The organism is Homoserinimonas aerilata (genome assembly GCF_006716125.1).
GTDB classification, from domain to species: domain Bacteria; phylum Actinomycetota; class Actinomycetes; order Actinomycetales; family Microbacteriaceae; genus Homoserinimonas; species Homoserinimonas aerilata.
The window spans coordinates 843,018-860,746 of sequence record NZ_VFOM01000001.1 but is presented as its reverse complement, the minus strand read 5'-3'; the positions used below and the strand labels follow the sequence as shown (position 1 = coordinate 860,746).

The following is a 17,729-nucleotide window of genomic DNA, read 5'->3' as shown; positions in this document are numbered from 1 at the left end:
CGGGCACACCATCGTTCTCAGACCGCCCCACCCGCTCCGGTACGATTGATCCAGACCATATTCAGGCACCTCAGAACCGACACGGTGCCGCCCACATCGAACCGGAGACACCCATGGCCGACGCCATTCCCGAGAAGCCCGCACTCGAAGGCCTCGAGCAGAAGTGGGGTGACCGCTGGGAGTCGCAGGGCAGCTACCTGTTCGACCGTGCGGCAGCGACTCGCGAGAACATCTTCTCCATCGACACTCCCCCGCCCACGGCATCCGGTTCGCTTCATATCGGTCACGTCTTCAGCTACACCCACACGGATGTTGTGGCCCGCTATCAGCGCATGATCGGCAAGAAGGTGTTCTACCCGATCGGCTGGGACGACAACGGCCTGCCCACCGAGCGTCGCGTGCAGAACTACTACGGCGTGCGCTGTGACCCGACCCTGCCGTACGAGGCCGACTTCGTGCCGCCGTTCGAGGGTGGCGACAACAAGAGCTCCAAGGCCGCCGACCAGAAGCCCATCAGCCGCCGCAACTTCGTGGAGCTGTGCGAGAAGCTCACCCTCGAAGACGAGACCCAGTTCGAGGATCTGTGGCGCAAGCTCGGCCTCAGCGTCGACTGGACCCAGACGTACCGCACCATCGCCCCCGAATCCCAGGCCGTCGCGCAGCGCGCCTTCCTGCGCAACCTCGCCCGCGGCGAGGCCTACCAGGCGGATGCCCCCACCCTGTGGGATGTGACGTTCCGCACCGCAGTCGCCCAGGCCGAGCTGGAGGACAAGGAGCAGCCCGGCGCCTACCACCGGCTCGCATTCCACGGCACGGCCGGTGACATCCACATCGAGACGACCCGGCCCGAGCTGTTGCCCGCCTGCGTGGCGCTTGTCGCGCATCCGGATGACGAGCGCTATCAGGCACTGTTCGGCACGACCGTGCGCACGCCCCTCTTCGACGTCGAGGTTCCCGTCGTCGCGCACCACCTCGCCCAGAAGGACAAGGGATCGGGCATCGCCATGATCTGCACCTTCGGCGACCTGACCGACGTCATCTGGTGGCGCGAACTCGACCTGCCGAACCGCACCATCATGGGTCGCGACGGCCGCATCATCAGCGAGGCGCCCGCCGCCATCGAGAGCGAAGCAGGGCAGGCCGCCTACGCGCAGCTCGCCGGCAAGACCGTGTTCAGCGCCAAGCAGACCGTCGTCGAGCTTCTGCGCGAGAGCGGCGAAATGGTCGGCGACCCCAAGCCCATCACGCACCCCGTGAAGTTCTTCGAGAAGGGCGACAAGCCGCTCGAGATCGTGTCGACCCGCCAGTGGTACATCAGCAACGGCGGCCGCGACGAGCGGTTGCGCGAGCGCCTCGTCGCGCTTGGTCAGGACATCGACTGGCACCCCGAGTTCATGCAGGTGCGCTACGACAACTGGGTCAACGGCCTCAACGGCGACTGGCTGATCAGCCGCCAGCGCTTCTTCGGCGTGCCCATCCCCGTCTGGTACCCGCTCGACGGCGACGGCAACCCCGTCTTCGACTCCCCCATCGTGCCGACAGAGGCGCAGCTGCCGGTCGACCCGTCATCGGATGCCGCACCCGGCTTCGACGAGACCCAGCGCAACCAGCCGGGCGGCTTCGTCGGCGAGCTCGACGTCATGGACACCTGGGCGACATCCTCCCTCACCCCCCAGCTCGCGGGCGGCTGGGAGAGCGACCCCGAGCTCTTCGATCTCGTGTTCCCCTACGATCTGCGCCCGCAGGGCCAGGACATCATCCGCACCTGGCTGTTCTCGACCGCCCTGCGCTCGCTGCTCGAGCACGACGGCGTCGCGCCGTGGAAGCATGCCGCAATCTCCGGCTTCATCGTCGACCCCGACCGCAAGAAGATGTCCAAGTCGAAGGGCAACGTCGTCACCCCCGCCGGCATGCTCGACGACCACGGCTCGGATGCTGTGCGCTACTGGGCCGCATCCTCGCGCCTCGGCACCGACGCGGCCTTCGACCCGCAGAACCCGAAGCAGATCAAGATCGGCCGCCGCCTCGCCATCAAGGTGCTCAACGCGGCCAAGTTCGCCTACTCCTACGAACTGCCGAGTGGCGATTTCACGGTCGCCAACCCGATCGACGTGGACATGCTGGCCGTGCTCGACCGGGTCGTCGCGAACGCCACGAAGGCATTCGACGAATACGACCACGCCCGCGCGCTGGAGTCGACAGAGCAGTTCTTCTGGACGTTCTGCGACGACTACCTCGAGCTCGTCAAGGAGCGCGCCTACGGCTCCTCCACCGCCGAAGGTCAGGCGAGTGCCGTGCTCGCACTCCGCGAGGCGATCGACGTGATGCTGCGCCTGCTCGCGCCGTTCCTTCCGTTCGCCACAGAGGAGGTGTGGTCGTGGACGCATGACGACTCCATCCACACGGCCGCGTGGCCCATCGCATCCGGCACGACCACCCCCTCTGGTGTACTGTCGGCCGTCGGCGAGGCGCTCATCGGCATCCGCCGGGCGAAGACGGATGCGAAGGCCTCACAGAAGACGCCCGTCACCTCAGCCGTGATCACCGCGCCAGCCGCAACGATTGCGCTGCTGGAGCAGGCAGCCGACGATCTGAAGGCCGTCGGACGCATCGAAACGCTCACCCTCGTTGAGGGCGACGAGTTCGCGGTCACGGACATCGTGCTCGAAGAGGTCGCAGAATAATGCAGCTCGGCACGCGGTGGACGGTGGGGGCGGATGCTCCTGCCGCACTCCCCGAGGCTGTCGTGGCGGCCGTGCGCGAGGTCGAGGCGGAACTCGCGGCGATCGACGAGCCCGGCTTCGACCCGTCGCAGTGGCGCTGGACGCTCACCTGGCTTGAGGGGCGGCCGGTCGTCGAACTAGACGACGGAACGCGCATCACCTACGACCCGACATCCGGAACTGCCTCGGTCACAGCGCCCGAGTGACGTCTACCGCATCTGGTGGTAGTACGCCGCCTGGGCGCGCATCTCGTCGCGCAGGCGCTCCGCCTGCCGAACCAGCTCATGGTATTCGGCCACGCTGGGCATGCTGGAGGCACGAATCGTCTCCCGCTGCGCCCGCACCTGGGCGTGATCCCTCGCGAATCTGAGCATCGCAAGGCCTGTGACCGACACGAGCCTGTCGATCCCCCGCGGGCGCACCCGATGCGAAACGGGTGTGATGGCGGGGCACATCTCTACAGCTGTCGCAATCATCTCTTCACCTCTCACTACGGGTGAATCTACGACCATCCACCGACATTCCAGTTGCGGTCACACCTGGCGGTAATGAGTGGAGAAACTGTCGGGAAGGGCTGCTCCGTCAGCCCCGGCCGAGCACCTCACCGTGGGGCATCGCCATCCACCCGTTCGGGTCGAGCGCCCACTCCTGCCAGGCATCCGAGATCTGTTGCAGCCCATCCTGGGTGGCGTGGCCGTTGCTGACGGCGTCGCCCGCGAAGGCGGACTGCAGCACGCGGTCGCGCCACATCCCTCCCCACCAGTCGCGATCCTCATCCGAGGAGAAACACCAGACGGATGCCGTGCTCACCACATCGGTGAATCCCGCCTCGCGCGCCCACTGCTTGAGTCTGCGCCCCGCATCCGGTTCGCCACCGTTGCCGCGGTGCACCAGCTGGTAGACATCCGCCCAGCTCGCGATGCCCTCCGTCGTGGGGTGCACGATTGTGCCGCCGTAGTCGACGTCGCGTGCGGCGACCACACCCCCGGGCCGGACGATCCGCCGAGCCTCGCGCAGCACGGCGACCGGGTCGGCGACATGCTGCAGCACCTGGTGCGCGTGCACGACGTCGAACGAGTCGTCGTCGAAGCCCGTCGCGTACGCGTCGCCCACCACGAACTCGACGTTGTCGACGCCCTCCTCGCGGGCGTGGGCCGCGGCCTTCTCGATGACATCGGCGGCAGCATCCATGCCCACAACACGGCCGGGAGCGACCCGACGAGCCAGGTCAACGGTGATGGTTCCCGGGCCGCAACCGAGATCAAGAACCTCGAGACCCGGCCGGATGCTCGGCACCAGATATGCGGCAGAGTTCTCGACCGTGCGCCATGAATGTGAGCGCAGCACGCTCTCGTGGTGGCCGTGCGAGTAGCGTTCGCCGTCACGGCGCGGGTTCTTCTCAGTCATGGGCAAAGCCTAGGCCCGGGGCCCGAATAGGCTCGACGCATGACCAACCCGTTCTTCTCCCCCAGCACCCTGCCGTACTCGCTGCCGCCGTTCGCGGAGGTCCGCGACGAGCACTACCTGCCGGCGTTCGAACGGGGCATGGAGGAGCAGCTCGCCGAGGTCGCCGCCATCGCGGCGAACCCGGAGGCCGCGACCGTCGAGAACACGCTCGTGCCGCTCGAGGCGAGCGGGCAGCTGCTGGAGCGGGTCGCGAATGTGTTCTTCAACAAGTCGTCGGCCGATTCGAGCGACTTCACGAACGAGCTCGAGGAGCAGCTGGCACCGCGCCTGGCGGCGCACGGTGACGCAATCACGCTCGACCCGATGCTCTACGCCCGCATCTCAGCACTGTACGAGGCTCGGGAGGCGGTGACGGATGCCGAGACCCGCTACCTGGTGGAGCGTCACCACACCGAGTTCACGCTTGCCGGGGCCGGCCTGCCCGACGCCGACAAGGAGAAGCTCAGGGAGTACAACCAGCGCCTGTCGACGCTGACGACCCGCTTCGAGAAGAACCTGCTCGCCGACACGAACGAACTGGCCGTCGTCGTCGATGACGTCGCGGAACTCGACGGGCTGGGAGCCGGCGAGATCTCCTCTGCGGCGGCCGCGGCTGCGGAGCGCGGACTCGACGGCAAATATCTGGTCACCCTCGTGCTGCCGACAGGGCACCCGTGGCTGGCGCAGCTGACGAACCGGGGGCTTCGCGAACGCATCATGACCGCCTCGCGCGCCCGCGGCATCCGGGGCAATGAGCATGACAACCGCGAACTCGTGCTGGAGATCACGCGACTGCGCGCCGAGCGGGCCCGCCTGCTCGGCTTCGACAGCCACGCCGCGTACGTGACCGCCGACGAGACCGCCCGCACCCCGCAGGCGGTCGCCGACATGCTCGGCCGCCTCGCGCCTGCCGCCGCCCGCAACGCGCGTGCGGAGCAGGCCGAGTTGGAGGCGATCGCCGGGCATCCGATCGAGGCGTGGGACTGGGCGTTCTACACAGAGAAGGTGCGCACCGCGAAATACGATGTCGACACCGCCGCGATGCGCCCCTGGCTCGAGGCAGAGCGGGTTCTGCGCGACGGCGTCTTCCACGCGGCGACGAAGCTGTACGGCGTGACCTTCACTGAGAGGGACGACCTCGTCGCCTACCACCCTGACGCGCGCGTCTTCGAGGTGCACGATGAGGACGGCACGGGTGTCGGGCTGTACGTGCTCGACCTGTTCACGCGCGACTCGAAGCGCGGCGGGGCATGGATGAACCCGCTCGTCTCCCAGAACCGGCTTCTGCAGCATCCGGTGGTCGTGGTCAACAACCTCAACGTGCCCAAGCCCGCCGCGGGCGAGCCCTCGCTGCTCACCTTCGACGAGGTGACGACGTTCTTCCACGAGTTCGGGCACGCCCTGCATGGGCTGTTCGCGCGCGTCACCTACCCGAAGTTCGCGGGCACGAACGTGTTCCGCGACTTCGTCGAGTTCCCCAGCCAGGTGAACGAGATGTGGATGCTGTGGCCCGAGGTCGTCACGAACTACGCCGTGCACCATGAGACGGGCGAGCCGCTGCCGCAGCAGCTGATCGACCGACTGCACGCATCTGAGCAGTTCAATCAGGGATTCTCGACGAGCGAATATCTGGCCGCCGCGCTGCTCGACCAGGCCTGGCATCGCATCGACGCCGACGACACGGTCGACGACGTCGCCCGGTTCGAAGCGGATGCGCTGGCTGCGGTCGGTCTGAACAACCCGGCCGTGCCCACCCGCTACGCGAGCACCTACTTCGCGCACACCTTCTCCGGCGGTTACGACGCGGGCTACTACTCCTACATCTGGAGCGAGGCGCTCGACGCCGACACCGTCGAGTGGTTCACGGAGAACGGCGGTCTGACGCGAGCCAACGGCGACCGGTTCCGTCAGCGCCTGCTCGGTGTGGGCGGCTCGAAGGACCCGCTGGAGGCGTTCCGCGACTTCCGCGGGCGCGATGCGCGTATCGAGCCGCTGCTGAAGCGCCGCGGGCTGAACCAACCCGAAGCATCCCGCTGAGGGGTCGCAAATGGCCCTTCCACTACCCCGCGAAGGGCACTTTGTGACCCCTCAGGGAGCATCCGTGGGGTGAGCCTGTGCGAAGTCGCCAAGGACCTCCGCAGCGAGAACAGTGCTCGGGATGCCACGGGCGGCAGCGATGCGCGTAAGAGCCTCCGCGGTCTCCGGGGGCAGCGTGACCGCAAGTTCGCCGTCGGGGCGCGCCGGCTGTTCCTGGCCGCCATCCCGCAGGATCGCCCCGATCACGGGAACGACGATCGTGCCCAGCACATCCAGGATCGCGACCGTGCCCAGGAAGCGCGCATAACCATCAGAACCGATCTCGCCATCCGTCAGCACCAGAAGGGCGATGAGCACCGCCAGCAGGGCGATGAGCCCGAGCGTCGCCCACAGCCCGACGCGGACCGCGGTGCGCCGACGATCGGCCAGGAGGAGCAGTAGGTTTGCCTGGGCCAGGCTCGTCGCGGCGATCGTGGCCAGCCACAGTGTCTTCCAGAGGGCATCCGGGTACTGCGAACTGTTGTCATCCCAGATGAGGAGGAGGCAGATGGCGAGGGCCGCCGCGCTCGCCAGGATGCCGACGTAGCCGGCCCACTCGTAGCGCCGACCCGCGATCGCGAGATCGCACAGGGCGAGCACCCCGAATACCCCGATGACGAGCGTCGTGAGCATGATCCGGCCCTGCGTCTCGCCGAAGTCGCCACCCGTGAGCAGCGTGATGATGCCTATGAGCGCCGTCACCGACAATGAGACGACGACCACGATGATCGCGATACGCCGCAGCGCCTTCGTGCGAACAGACCCCTGTGCCTCAGCCATCGTCTCCCCGATCATCACGGTGACGCATCGTCACGTGGCCGCGACACTATCACCGGCCTTCAGCGGGCACGTACGCCGCCGCGCCTGCTCTGGTCGAATCCCAGCCAGAGCATGATGATCGCGCCCACCAGCAGACCCCAGAACGCCGAGCCGATTCCTGCAACGACGAGCCCGGATGCCGTCACCAGGAAGGTCGCGATGGCCGGCACCCGATGCGCCGGCTCCTCGAGCGCACCCGTGATCGAGGTCACGAGCGCGCCGAGCACGGCCAGGCCCGCGACGGCGATGATGAGGATGGGCGGGGCCGCCGAGACGAGGGCGGTGGCGACACCCGCTCCGAGCCCCAGCACGATGAAGGTCGCCCCGGCACTGACCGCAGCGACCCAGCGCTTGGAATGATCCGGATGCGCCTCCGGGCTCGTAGTGATGGCCGCAGTTATCGCCGCGAGGTTCACGACGTGCCCGCCCAGCACGGCCCCCGCCGCCGAGACGAGCCCCGTCGACACGAACACCGCCCGCGCCGGCAGCTCGTAGCCGAAGGTCTTCATCACGACGAAGCCGGGCACATTCTGGCCTGCCATGGTCACGATGAACAGGGGCAGGCCGAGGCTGACGATGACGAAGGGGTCGAAGACGGGCGCCACGAACTCGATCGTCGGCGCGATCGCCGACCCCGCGAGCCATCCTGTTCCCGCGTAGGCGACGATGGCCACCGCTGCGGCCAGCATCGCGGCAGGAACAGCCCAGCGCGGGGAGAGACGGAACAGCAGCAACCAGACCACGATGATCGGCGCCGCCAGCAGCGGGTACTCCACAACCGCGGTCACCGGCGCCAGGCAGATCGGAAACAGGATGCCGGCAAGCATGGCGCTCGCGATCGGCTTCGGGATGCGGGTGATCGCCCGGCCCAGCGCCGGCCACAGCCCGCACAGGGCGATCAGAACGCCGCACACAAGAAACGCGCCCACCGCACTGCCGAAACCGATGCCACCCGAGACCGCCGCCACCAGCACGGCCGCACCGGGAGTCGACCACACGATCGACACGGGCATCCGGTACCGCAGCGACAGCCCGATGGTCAGGGCAGCGGATGCGATGCACAGCACCAGCAGACCCGACGACGCCTGCGCATCCGTCGCGCCGACAACCTGCAGGCCAGCCACGACGAGGGCGAACGACGTGGCGAAGCCGCTGAGGGCAGCTACGAAACCGGCGACGACGGAATGGAAGATGGCCGCTCTCCTCTCGACGGTTCGCCGAACGAGGTGAGGCTAGGCGGACTTCTCGTGGCGCACCGCAGCGTGCGGCACGATCGTCGGCGCGGCATTCTCGATCACGGACTCACGGGTCACCACAACACGAGCGATCGTGTCATCGGAGGGCACATCGAACATGATCGACGCGAGCACCTCCTCCATGATGGAGCGGAGGCCGCGCGCGCCCGTCTTGCGCAGAACCGCAAGATCGGCGATCGCCTCAAGCGCCGGCTGCTCGAACTCGAGCTCGACGCCGTCGAGCTCGAACATGCGCTGGTACTGGCGAACGAGAGCGTTCTTCGGCTGCGTCAGGATGTCCATGAGCGCGACCTGGTCGAGCTGCGTCACCGTCGTGACCACAGGGAGGCGGCCGATGAACTCGGGGATGAGCCCGAACTTGTGCAGGTCTTCGGGGAGCACCTCACTGAACAGGTTCACGTCGTCGCCCTTGCTGTGCAGCGGGGCGCCGAATCCGATGCCCTTCTTGCCTGCACGCTGCGAGATGATCTCCTCAAGCCCCGCGAAGGCCCCCGCAACGATGAACAGCACATTGGTGGTGTCGATCTGCAGGAACTCCTGATGCGGATGCTTGCGGCCGCCCTGCGGAGGAACCGAGGCAACCGTGCCCTCGATGATCTTCAGCAGCGCCTGCTGCACGCCCTCACCCGAGACGTCGCGCGTGATCGACGGGTTCTCGGCCTTGCGGGCGATCTTGTCGATCTCGTCGATGTAGATGATGCCCGTCTCGGCACGCTTGACGTCGTAGTCGGCGGCCTGGATGAGCTTGAGCAGAATGTTCTCGACGTCTTCGCCGACGTAACCGGCCTCGGTGAGCGCCGTCGCATCCGCAACCGCGAACGGAACATTGAGCCGCTTCGCGAGCGTCTGCGCCAGATAGGTCTTGCCGCAGCCGGTCGGGCCGATCAGCAGGATGTTCGACTTGGCGATCTCGACATCGTCGAGCGCGGCATCGGCAGCGGCGATCGTGTTGCGGGCCCGGATGCGCTTGTAATGGTTGTAGACGGCGACGGAGAGAGACTTCTTGGCCTTCTCCTGGCCGATGACGTACTCCTCGAGGAAGTCGAAGATCTCGCGCGGCTTCGGCAGCTCGAACTCGCCGGCGGCCGTCTCGCCCGCCTCAGCGAGACGCTCCTCGATGATCTCGTTGCACAACTCGACGCACTCATCGCAGATGTAGACGCCGGGGCCGGCAATGAGCTGCTGGACCTGCTTCTGGCTCTTACCGCAGAACGAGCACTTGAGCAGGTCGGCGCTTTCGCCTATTCGAGCCATGCGTCGCCTCCTTGCTACAACGGGATACTTCAAACGAGCCTAACCTGTGACACCGACACTGTGATGCACCGTGACACACCGGATATCGCGTGGCGCGGATCCCGACACGCAGCCCGCCCGCAGTTCTACGACGCGTAGACTGGCTGGGTCAGCCCGAACACTCCCCCGCCGACCGACAGGAGCGCCGTGATGAGCAGCCGCTGGGCGCGCCTCGCACGGGGCTGGTCTGCGGCACTCTTCGCCACCTATGCGGCTGCCTTCTCGCATGTCGCGGCCGGGGGCGGGCATCCGCCGGTCTTCTCCATGCTGCTCGTGCTCGCGTTCTCCGGGCTGCTGTGCACCTGGCTTGCCGGGCGCCGCTTCTCGCGGCTGCGCCTCATACTCGCGGTCGGCCTGAGCCAGCTGCTCTACCACGGTGTCTTCGCCGTTCTCGGGCAGGAACAGGGAGCCGGCACCGGCGCCGCGGTCATCGGCCACCACCACGGTGTCGTGCTCATCGCATCCGCCCCGCTGCCCGGGAGTGTGACGCCCGCGATCGTCGACTGGGGAATGATCGCAGCCCACACGCTTGCCGCAGCCGCGACCGTGCTCGTCATTCTGTACGGCGAGCACGTGGCCCGCTCCATCTGCCGTCGCGCGGCCATCGCCATCGCGCCGCTGTGGCGCGCATCCGAACTCTGGACCACAGCGCTGCTGCCGCTCTCCCGGCCCCGCACGATGCCCGTGCTCGCCCAGGCCGCGCCGCCCCCCGCGCTCGCGCCACTCATCGGCCTGCTCCGCCATCGCGGCCCGCCGCTCGCCCTCCCGCGCGGCTGAGCCGGAACATCCGGCGCCGCGCAAGCGACCCCACCCATCCGACCGCGATCGCGGTCATCCGTGCCCCGGCACCCCTCTGCGGCGCAGGGCACCCCAGACACAAGGACATCATGAGAATCGCAACCAAGTCAGCCATCGCCGTCGGCGGAGGCATCCTGCTCGTCGCAGCAGCCCCGTTCGCCGCAAACGCCCACGTCACAGTGACGCCCAGCGGCACCGCAGCGGGCTCGTACCAGGTGCTCACCTTTGCGGTGGGCCACGGATGCGAGGGCTCGTCGACGACGGCCCTCACCTTCTCCATCCCAGACTCGATCGAATCGGTCACCCCCACCGTCAACCCCGGCTGGACCATCAGCGACGGCGACGGCACCATCACCTACACGGCGATCACACCGCTGATCGACCACCAGCGCGACACCTTCGCGCTCTCGGTACTGCTGCCCGAGGGCGAGGCCGGCGACACGCTCGCCTTCCCCGTGCTGCAGGAATGCGAAATCGGCCAGACCGACTGGTCGGAGATCGCAGAGGACGGCGCAGAAGAGCCCGCGCACCCGGCTCCCGTGCTCACACTGAGCGAATCGACCGGCGACGCCCACGGGCACGGTGGCGCGGAGGCATCCGAAGATGACACTGCGCATGCAGACGCTGCCGACGAGGTCACCCAACCCGATCTGCTCGCCCGCAGTTTCGGCATCGGCGGGCTCGTGCTCGGCGCAATCGGCCTCGTGCTCGGCCTGAGGGCGGTGCGCCGCCCCGCGACCCCGAAGGCAGAGAGCCCGCAGGCAGAGAGCCAGAAGACAGAAACCCAGGAGGCAGGCAAGTAATCATGGGAACAACATCCGCAACATCCCGCAAGCTCGGCGCAGTACTCGCCGCGCTCGCGCTCGTCACCGTGGGCGCCGTCATCGGCGTCGCCCAGCCGGCGCAGGCGCACAACTCGGTGATCTCCACGACGCCCACCGACGGCGACGTGCTCACCGAGCTGCCGGAGCGCTTCGAGGTGACCACGAGTGATGTGCTGCTCTCCTACGGGGCGTACACGATGGAGGTCACCGACTCGAACGGCCTGTTCTACGGCGACGGATGCGTCGCGATCGACGGGGCCTCGCTCGTGCTCGACGCCGCCCTCGGCGAGGCCGGCGCGTACACGGTCGACTGGCAGGCGGTATCGGCCGACAGCCACACCATCAGCGGCACGATCGCATTCGAATGGCAGCCGACCGCCGGCTTCGAGGCATCCGTCGGCTCCGCGTCTGCGCCGGTCTGCGGGCAGCAGACGGCCTCGGATGCTCCGGACGAGGGCGCAGGTGAAGCCCCCGCCGACGAGACGGCCCCGTCTGAGAGTGCAGAGCCCACCGCATCCGACGCCGGCACTGAAAGCGATGCCGGCTCGGGCGAGCTGCTGTGGATCCTCGGAGCCGCAGGAGCAATCGTCGTCGCGGCAGGCGCAACACTGCTGCTCACCCGCAGAAAGAAGTAGGCAGAACGCATGAAGAAGGCCCCGTCACATCTGTGACGGGGCCCTCTTCGTTGGTCAACTACTTGGTGATCTGCGGCAGACCCTTGCGCGAGGTCAGAACCTGGTCGATCAGACCATACTCGAGGGCCTCCTGGCCGCTGAGGATGTTGTCGCGATCGATGTCCTTGTTCACCTGCTCGACGGTGCGGTTCGAGTGACGCGACAGCGTCTCCTCGAGCCACTCGCGCATGCGCAGGATCTCGCGCGCCTGGATCTCGATGTCCGACGCCTGCCCGCGGCCCGAATCCCCCGCCGACGGCTGGTGGATGAGGATGCGCGCGTTCGGCAGCGCCAGACGCTTGCCCGGCGTTCCCGCGGCCAGGATGACCGCAGCGGCGGATGCCGCCTGGCCGAGCACAACCGTCTGGATCTCGGGCCGGATGTACTGCATCGTGTCGTAGATCGCCGTCATCGCGGTGAACGAGCCACCGGGTGAGTTGATGTACATGACGATGTCGCGGTCAGGGTCCTGGCTCTCGAGAACGAGCAGCTGCGCCATGACGTCATCGGCCGAGGCGTCGTCGATCTGCACGCCGAGGAAGATGATGCGATCCTCGAAGAGCTTCGCGTACGGGTCCTGGCGCTTGTAGCCGTAGGCCGTGCGCTCCTCGAAGGTCGGAAGGATGTAACGGGACTCGGGCATGCGCCCTGCCGTGCCGGAGAACAGTGTGGGGTCCGTGAATTCCATGTCTTGCTTCCCGCTTCCTAGTTCTTCGCCTCGGCCTCGGAGGCCGCAACATCCGTGCCGCCGCCGCCCGCGACATCCGACGCGAACTCGCGCAGGTGGTCGACGAAGCCGTACTCGAGGGCCTCCTGAGCGGTGAACCAGTTGTCACGGTCACCATCGAGGAGGATCTGCTCGACCGACTTGCCGGTCTGCTCCGCCGTGAGCTCAGCCATCCGCTTCTTCATGTCGAGGATGACCTTCGCCTGCGTCTGGATGTCGGCGGATGTTCCGCCGAAGCCACCGGACGGCTGGTGCAGCAGAACGCGGGCGTTCGGCGTGATGTACCGCTTGCCCTTGTTGCCGGAGGAGAGCAGGAACTGCCCCATCGAAGCGGCGAGGCCGATGCCGACCGTCACGATGTCGTTCGGGACGAACTTCATGGTGTCGTAGATCGCCATGCCCGCGGTGATCGAACCACCGGGTGAGTTGATGTACAGGTAGATGTCTCGCTTCGGGTCCTCTGCGGCGAGGAGGAGGATCTTCGCGCAGATCTCGTTCGCGTTGTCGTCACGCACCTCTGAGCCGAGCCAGATGATGCGATCCTTGAGGAGTTGGTCGAAAACACTGCTGACCAATGCCGGTTGGGCCATTGCCTACGCTCCGTTTCAGTTATCGCGTATGTCGAATCTATAGGAGCCAACGCGGGCAATCCGGCCCGTTCGCTGTAGGCAAAGTACGCGTCGCCGCCTTCGGGCCCCCGACCCGCTCAGAACGTAGCGTCGAGTGCCGCCCGCAGGTCGTCGATGATGTCGTCGGCGTCCTCCAGCCCCACCGAGAAGCGCAGATGCCCGTAGCGTTTGAACTGCTCCGGATAGTGGGCGACCCGCGGGCCCGAGGTGCCCACGTGCACGATGAGCGACTCGTCATGGCCCAGCGACACGGCAGAGGTGACGACGCGCAGATTCGAGACGAAGCGATTCTGGGCATCCGGGTCGCCATCGACGGCGAAGGCGATCATGGCGCCGGCACCGTGCGGAAGGATGCGCGTGGCCAGCTCATACTGCGGATGCGACGGCAGACCCGGATAGAAGACGTACGCGATGCGCGGCTCGGCGTCGAGGAACTCGGCCACCCGCTGCGCCGAGGCGACATGCTGGCGCAGGCGCAGCGGCAGCGTCACAGAACCGCGCGTGATCAGCCAGGCGTTGAAGGGGCTGATGACGCCGCCCACGTCGACCATCGCATCGGCCTTGATGCGGCCGATGAGTTCAGCCGACCCGATCACCGAGCCACCCATCGCATCGCCGTGGCCGTTGATGTACTTGGTGAGCGAATGGATGACCAGGTCGGCCCCGTCGAGCAACGGCCGAGACAGCGGCGGCGGCGTGAACGTCGAGTCGACGCTCAGCAGCACGCCCGCCGAGTGGGCGATCTCGGCGAGGGCGGCGATGTCGGCCAGCCTCGTGGTCGGGTTCGCGATCGTCTCGGTGTGCAGCAGAACCGTGGTGGGGCGGATGGCGGCGCGCACCGCATCAAGGTCTGAGGTGTCGACGAATGTCGCCTCGATGCCGTACTTCTCAGGCAGCAGTTCGGTGAACAGCCTGAAGCTCGCCTCGTAGGTCTGATCGGCGATGACGACGTGGTCACCGCTCTTCAGAAGGGTGAAGAACACGGCGTGCAGCGCGGCGACGCCGCTCGAGAGCACAACCGAGTCCTCGCCACCGTCGAGCAGCGCCAGCTTCTGCTGCAGCAGCTTCTGGTTCGCTCCCCCATTGCGCGTGTACAGGGTGTGCTCCGACGACGACCAGCTGATCGAACTGGGGTCCTCGGGCAGCTCGTAGGAGTTGGCGAGGATGAGTGGTGTGCGCACCGCCCTGCTGCCCGGGTCGACCTGATTGCCGGCATGGACCGCCTGGCTGAAGGGCCGCAGCGTCGTCGGGTGATGCTTGTCGGGGCGTGTGCTCATTCCCCCATCATGCTCCCCGCCCGGCCGCGCACGCGAAGCGTGTTACGTGCGTTACGAAAGGCCGAGAGCCGCACCCAGCACCGCGCGGGTGCGTTCGATGTGCGCTCTGACGGCGCGCTCGCTGCCCTCCGCGTCGCCCGCGGCAAGACGTTCGACGATCTCGCGATGCTGCGCATTCACCGTGGCCGTGTCCTCCGGCGTGTACAGGCTCGAGAGGGTGAAGTTCCAGTAACTGATGCGGGTTCGCTGGGCGAACTGCACGAGCAGGTAGTTGCGGCTCGCCTCCGTCACCAACTGGTGGAATCGCTTGTTCAGTTCATTGACCTGCGTGCGTGACGCATCCGGATGCTCCATGCCGTCGAGCAGTTCGCGTAGCTCTGCGAGTTCCGCTTCGGTGATGTTGCGGGCCGCGAGAGCCGCCGCCCCGCCCTCGGTCGCGGCGCGCGCTTCAAGGATGCGCAGGAACTCCTCCGGCGGATGCTCGCGCACGATCCAGCCGCGCGAGCGGGCCACGAGACCCTCCTGGGTGAGGCGGAGAAGCGCCTCGCGCACCGGGGTGCGGCTCACGCCCAGCCAGGCGGCGAGGTCACCCTCGACGAGGCGGGCATTCGGGCGGAGTTCGCCGCTGAGGATGGAGTCTCGGATGCGCTCATGCACGCTGTCGGCTGCGACACTCGACGAGACGGCCGACATGGCGGCGTGTGTGGTTGCCTCCACTGGCGCTCCCTCGGCTCCGGCGCCCGCCGCGGGATGCGAGCAGCTGTATACAGTGAAATATACAGCGAAGGCCCGCGCGTCTGTGACGCGCGGGCCTTCGCTGATATCAGGTCATGGACTACTTGTGGTCGTGACCGTAGTGCTCGTGGCCAGGCGCGCGGCCGTGGCTGTCCTTGCCTGCGCCGCCGTGGTCGTGACCGCTGGGCTCGGTGAAGACGGCCTCAGGGCTGTCATCCTCGTCGTTTACTGCGGTGAACTCGCTCAGGTCGACGGCCTTGCCGTTGCTGTCGGTGACCTTGGCCTTCGACAGGACGACCGCGAGGGCCTTGCCGCGCGCGACCTCGCCGATCATGCCGGGGATCTGGCCGTTCTGGTCGAGAACCTGGATGAACTCGCCGGGCTCCATGTTGTACTGGGCCGCACCCTGGATGAGGTACTGGGTGAGCTCGTTCTGGCTGACCTTGACGCTCTCGGCCTCCACAACGGAGTCGAGCAGGATCTGGGTGCGGAAGGTCTTCTCGCTGGACTCCGTCACCTCTGCACGGTGCTCGTCATCCTCGAGGCGGTTCTCGTTCTCCAGGTGGCGGTGAACCTCAGCCTCGACGAGCTTCTCCGGAACGGGGATCTCGACCGACTCGAGCAGCTTCTCGACGACCTGGTCACGCGCCTGCGTGCCCTGGCCGAAGACCTTCGACTTGCCGAGCTGCTCGCGCAGGTCGGCCTTGAGCTCGTCGATGGTGTCGAACTGGCTGGCGATCTGGGCGAAGTCGTCGTCGGCAGCAGGAAGCTCGCGCTCCTTGACAGCGTTCAGAGTGACCGTGATGAGCGCGTTCTCACCGGCGTTGTCGCCGCCGAGCAGCGGGGCCTCGAACGTGGTGGTCTCACCGGCGGTGAGCGAGTCGAGCGCCTCGTCGATGCCCTCGATGAGCTCGCCCGAGCCGATCTCGTAGGAGATGCCCTTCGCCGTGTCGACCTCGGCGTCACCGATGGTGGCGACCAGATCGATCTGGGCGAAGTCGCCCGTCTTGGCGGGGCGGTCGACGGTGACAAGCGTGCCGAAGCGCGTGAGCAGGTTCTGCAGCTCAGCCTCGACCTCATCGTCGCTGACGTCGACCGCGTCGACCGTCAGCTTGAGCCCGTCGAGCTTCGGCAGCGTGAACTCGGGGCGCACATCGACCTCGATGGTGATCTCGAGGTCGCCACTGAAGTCCTTCACGTCGGGCAGGCCCGTGACGTCAGCCTCGGGGCGGCCCAGCGGGCGAACGTTGTTCTCGTCCGCGGCCTTGCGGTAGAAACCGTCGAGACCCTCGTTGACAGCGTGCTGCAGCACCTCTCCGCGGCCGACCCGCTGGTCGATGATGGCCGGCGGAACCTTGCCACGACGGAAGCCGGGGATGTTCACCTGCTCCGCGATGTGCTTGTAGGCATGGTCGATGCTCGGACGGAGTTCCTCGGGGCCAACCGAGATGACGAGCTTGACGCGAGTGGGGTTCAGCTTCTCGACCGTGGTCTTCACGTGCTGTATCTCCTGTTACTTCGTGGTGGTACTGGATTGTCTGATGAACATTGATGCTTATGCTTCTGGGCTGATGTCGGGGCGACAGGATTTGAACCTGCGACCTCTCGGTCCCAAACCGAGCGCTCTACCAAGCTGAGCTACGCCCCGGGAAGAACTGCGGCCCAAACCTGACTGCGCCGCCTCCGCATATGCTGCTTGGCTACGCCGCCCCATAAAATGGCCTTGACAAGTCTAGCCGACTCGAATCGCCGCACGCGCAGCATCCGGAACCACATCGAGAATGCACTAGACTTTCACAGCACTCACGGCCCATGGCCGAGAGTTCGCGGGGCAGTAGCTCAATGGTAGAGCCTCAGTCTTCCAAACTGATTACGCGGGTTCGATTCCCGTCTGCCCCTCCGCTTACCTTCTTCTCTGTGCCGAATCGCGGCTACCGCCGGCACAGATGCCTCGTCGCGCGGTGCCGACGGCGCGTCGAGTACGCCGATCAGTTCTTCCTGACTCGCGAGAGCGAGCGATTGGCGTACCTGAGGGGCGGGCTGGGCGGAGGGGTGGTTCCACCCCCGAACGAGAGTCCCCCATGTGCGGGGCAAATGTACCCCGAAGGTTATTGTGTTACCCCCCAGAGTGGGGGCTATCATCGAGACACCACAACCCGAATTGTGCTCGTCTCCCCCGAAGACGACCACCACCCGCAGGAGTCAACCCGATGTCTTCCACGACCACAGCATTCAGTTCCCCCGCTGCCGCCTCATCCGCCCCCGCCGGCTGGTACCACGACCCGCTCGGCCTCCCCCAGGTTCGCTGGTGGAACGGCATGATGTGGACCAACGAGGTGCAGCAGCCCCGCCCCGAGGTGCAGGTCTCCTCGAAGTACGCGACCCCCATGGTCGGACGCCCGTAGCATCCGCTCCTCCCCAGCGACGAGGCACAGCAGGTTATCCACAGTTG

At 66.9% G+C, this 17,729-nt stretch carries 17 protein-coding genes and 2 tRNA genes; 8 read left to right on the top strand and 11 right to left on the bottom strand.

The features are described from left to right. Positions 1-113: 113 nt before the first annotated feature. Together valS and FB562_RS04065 are read left to right on the top strand one after the other, a co-directional pair. Positions 114-2,684: a valine--tRNA ligase gene (gene valS / locus FB562_RS04070; protein WP_185740452.1), complete on the top strand. Its 2,571-nt coding sequence runs from the start codon at positions 114-116 to the stop codon at positions 2,682-2,684. After that, a complete protein-coding gene (locus FB562_RS04065) occupies positions 2,684-2,929 on the top strand; it encodes a hypothetical protein (RefSeq protein ID WP_141879975.1) in 246 nt (81 codons plus the stop codon). The genes valS and FB562_RS04065 overlap by 1 nt, the downstream gene beginning before the upstream one ends. Positions 2,930-2,932: 3 nt before the next feature. Here the strand turns inward: FB562_RS04065 and FB562_RS04060 are convergent, their stop codons facing one another. Next, positions 2,933-3,199: a hypothetical protein gene (locus tag FB562_RS04060; protein WP_141879974.1), complete on the bottom strand. Its 267-nt coding sequence runs from the start codon at positions 3,197-3,199 to the stop codon at positions 2,933-2,935. A 106-nt stretch (positions 3,200-3,305) separates the two neighbouring features. Further along, positions 3,306-4,130: a methyltransferase domain-containing protein gene (locus FB562_RS04055; protein WP_141879973.1), complete on the bottom strand. Its 825-nt coding sequence runs from the start codon at positions 4,128-4,130 to the stop codon at positions 3,306-3,308. Between the two features lie 39 nt (positions 4,131-4,169). On the opposite strand from FB562_RS04055, the gene FB562_RS04050 reads away from it, so the two are divergent. Further along, on the top strand, positions 4,170-6,206 hold the full coding sequence (locus tag FB562_RS04050) for a M3 family metallopeptidase (protein ID WP_141879972.1): 2,037 nt from the start codon (positions 4,170-4,172) through the stop codon (positions 6,204-6,206). Positions 6,207-6,257: 51 nt separating this feature from the next. Here FB562_RS04050 and FB562_RS04045 read toward each other — a convergent pair whose 3' ends face one another. Genes FB562_RS04045 through clpX form a run of 3 tightly spaced genes read right to left on the bottom strand, consistent with a single transcriptional unit; the run spans position 6,258 to position 9,574 of the window. Continuing rightward, positions 6,258-7,025 (bottom strand): hypothetical protein, encoded by a 768-nt coding sequence (locus FB562_RS04045; RefSeq protein WP_141879971.1) that lies wholly within the window; start codon positions 7,023-7,025, stop codon positions 6,258-6,260. Positions 7,026-7,084: 59 nt separating this feature from the next. After that, on the bottom strand, positions 7,085-8,257 hold the full coding sequence (locus FB562_RS04040) for a benzoate/H(+) symporter BenE family transporter (protein WP_141879970.1): 1,173 nt from the start codon (positions 8,255-8,257) through the stop codon (positions 7,085-7,087). A gap of 39 nt (positions 8,258-8,296) precedes the next feature. Further along, entirely contained in the window at positions 8,297-9,574 is a 1,278-nt protein-coding gene (gene clpX, locus FB562_RS04035; protein WP_141879969.1) for an ATP-dependent Clp protease ATP-binding subunit ClpX, read from the bottom strand. A gap of 189 nt (positions 9,575-9,763) precedes the next feature. Between clpX and FB562_RS04030 the strand changes: the two genes are divergently transcribed. The 3 genes from FB562_RS04030 to FB562_RS04020 all read left to right on the top strand — a co-directional run bounded on the left by FB562_RS04030 (position 9,764) and on the right by FB562_RS04020 (position 11,870). Beyond that, positions 9,764-10,390, top strand: coding sequence for a hypothetical protein (locus FB562_RS04030; protein ID WP_141879968.1), 627 nt, complete (start codon positions 9,764-9,766; stop codon positions 10,388-10,390). A 110-nt stretch (positions 10,391-10,500) separates the two neighbouring features. Then, a complete protein-coding gene (locus FB562_RS04025) occupies positions 10,501-11,214 on the top strand; it encodes a YcnI family copper-binding membrane protein (protein WP_141879967.1) in 714 nt (237 codons plus the stop codon). 2 nt (positions 11,215-11,216) lie between these two features. Next, positions 11,217-11,870 (top strand): copper resistance CopC family protein, encoded by a 654-nt coding sequence (locus FB562_RS04020; RefSeq protein WP_141879966.1) that lies wholly within the window; start codon positions 11,217-11,219, stop codon positions 11,868-11,870. A 58-nt stretch (positions 11,871-11,928) separates the two neighbouring features. Here FB562_RS04020 and FB562_RS04015 read toward each other — a convergent pair whose 3' ends face one another. The 6 genes from FB562_RS04015 to FB562_RS03990 all read right to left on the bottom strand — a co-directional run bounded on the left by FB562_RS04015 (position 11,929) and on the right by FB562_RS03990 (position 16,925). Further along, positions 11,929-12,597, bottom strand: a complete 669-nt coding sequence (locus FB562_RS04015) for an ATP-dependent Clp protease proteolytic subunit (RefSeq protein ID WP_141879965.1) — start codon at positions 12,595-12,597, stop codon at positions 11,929-11,931. 17 nt (positions 12,598-12,614) lie between these two features. Then, the gene (locus FB562_RS04010) at positions 12,615-13,226 is read right to left on the bottom strand and encodes an ATP-dependent Clp protease proteolytic subunit (protein ID WP_141879964.1); all 612 of its coding nucleotides are present in this window, start codon (positions 13,224-13,226) and stop codon (positions 12,615-12,617) included. Between the two features lie 116 nt (positions 13,227-13,342). Continuing rightward, on the bottom strand, positions 13,343-14,542 hold the full coding sequence (locus FB562_RS04005) for a trans-sulfuration enzyme family protein (RefSeq protein ID WP_141879963.1): 1,200 nt from the start codon (positions 14,540-14,542) through the stop codon (positions 13,343-13,345). Between the two features lie 51 nt (positions 14,543-14,593). Continuing rightward, the gene (locus FB562_RS04000; protein WP_141879962.1) at positions 14,594-15,259 is read right to left on the bottom strand and encodes a GntR family transcriptional regulator; all 666 of its coding nucleotides are present in this window, start codon (positions 15,257-15,259) and stop codon (positions 14,594-14,596) included. A 118-nt stretch (positions 15,260-15,377) separates the two neighbouring features. Then, positions 15,378-16,775: a trigger factor gene (tig, locus tag FB562_RS03995; RefSeq protein ID WP_141879961.1), complete on the bottom strand. Its 1,398-nt coding sequence runs from the start codon at positions 16,773-16,775 to the stop codon at positions 15,378-15,380. 76 nt (positions 16,776-16,851) lie between these two features. Further along, a tRNA-Pro gene (locus tag FB562_RS03990) sits at positions 16,852-16,925 on the bottom strand. A 180-nt stretch (positions 16,926-17,105) separates the two neighbouring features. On the opposite strand from FB562_RS03990, the gene FB562_RS03985 reads away from it, so the two are divergent. Together FB562_RS03985 and FB562_RS13710 are read left to right on the top strand one after the other, a co-directional pair. Next, positions 17,106-17,176, top strand: a tRNA-Gly gene (locus FB562_RS03985). A gap of 311 nt (positions 17,177-17,487) precedes the next feature. After that, positions 17,488-17,682: a DUF2510 domain-containing protein gene (locus FB562_RS13710; protein ID WP_221625359.1), complete on the top strand. Its 195-nt coding sequence runs from the start codon at positions 17,488-17,490 to the stop codon at positions 17,680-17,682. Positions 17,683-17,729: the final 47 nt, after the last annotated feature.

Bases quoted from the DNA above. Each gene is read 5' to 3' on its own strand.
- FB562_RS04005 (WP_141879963.1), bottom strand. From the start codon at position 14,542: ATGAGCACACGCCCCGACAAGCATCACCCGACGACGCTGCGGCCCTTC.
- FB562_RS13710 (WP_221625359.1), top strand. From the start codon at position 17,488: ATGTCTTCCACGACCACAGCATTCAGTTCCCCCGCTGCCGCCTCATCC.
- FB562_RS04030 (WP_141879968.1), top strand. From the start codon at position 9,764: ATGAGCAGCCGCTGGGCGCGCCTCGCACGGGGCTGGTCTGCGGCACTC.
- FB562_RS04010 (WP_141879964.1), bottom strand. From the start codon at position 13,226: ATGGCCCAACCGGCATTGGTCAGCAGTGTTTTCGACCAACTCCTCAAG.
- FB562_RS04015 (WP_141879965.1), bottom strand. From the start codon at position 12,597: ATGGAATTCACGGACCCCACACTGTTCTCCGGCACGGCAGGGCGCATG.
- clpX (WP_141879969.1), bottom strand. From the start codon at position 9,574: ATGGCTCGAATAGGCGAAAGCGCCGACCTGCTCAAGTGCTCGTTCTGC.
- FB562_RS04025 (WP_141879967.1), top strand. From the start codon at position 10,501: ATGAGAATCGCAACCAAGTCAGCCATCGCCGTCGGCGGAGGCATCCTG.
- FB562_RS04055 (WP_141879973.1), bottom strand. From the start codon at position 4,130: ATGACTGAGAAGAACCCGCGCCGTGACGGCGAACGCTACTCGCACGGC.
- valS (WP_185740452.1), top strand. From the start codon at position 114: ATGGCCGACGCCATTCCCGAGAAGCCCGCACTCGAAGGCCTCGAGCAG.
- FB562_RS04050 (WP_141879972.1), top strand. From the start codon at position 4,170: ATGACCAACCCGTTCTTCTCCCCCAGCACCCTGCCGTACTCGCTGCCG.
- FB562_RS04020 (WP_141879966.1), top strand. From the start codon at position 11,217: ATGGGAACAACATCCGCAACATCCCGCAAGCTCGGCGCAGTACTCGCC.
- FB562_RS04045 (WP_141879971.1), bottom strand. From the start codon at position 7,025: ATGGCTGAGGCACAGGGGTCTGTTCGCACGAAGGCGCTGCGGCGTATC.
- FB562_RS04065 (WP_141879975.1), top strand. From the start codon at position 2,684: ATGCAGCTCGGCACGCGGTGGACGGTGGGGGCGGATGCTCCTGCCGCA.
- FB562_RS04060 (WP_141879974.1), bottom strand. From the start codon at position 3,199: ATGATTGCGACAGCTGTAGAGATGTGCCCCGCCATCACACCCGTTTCG.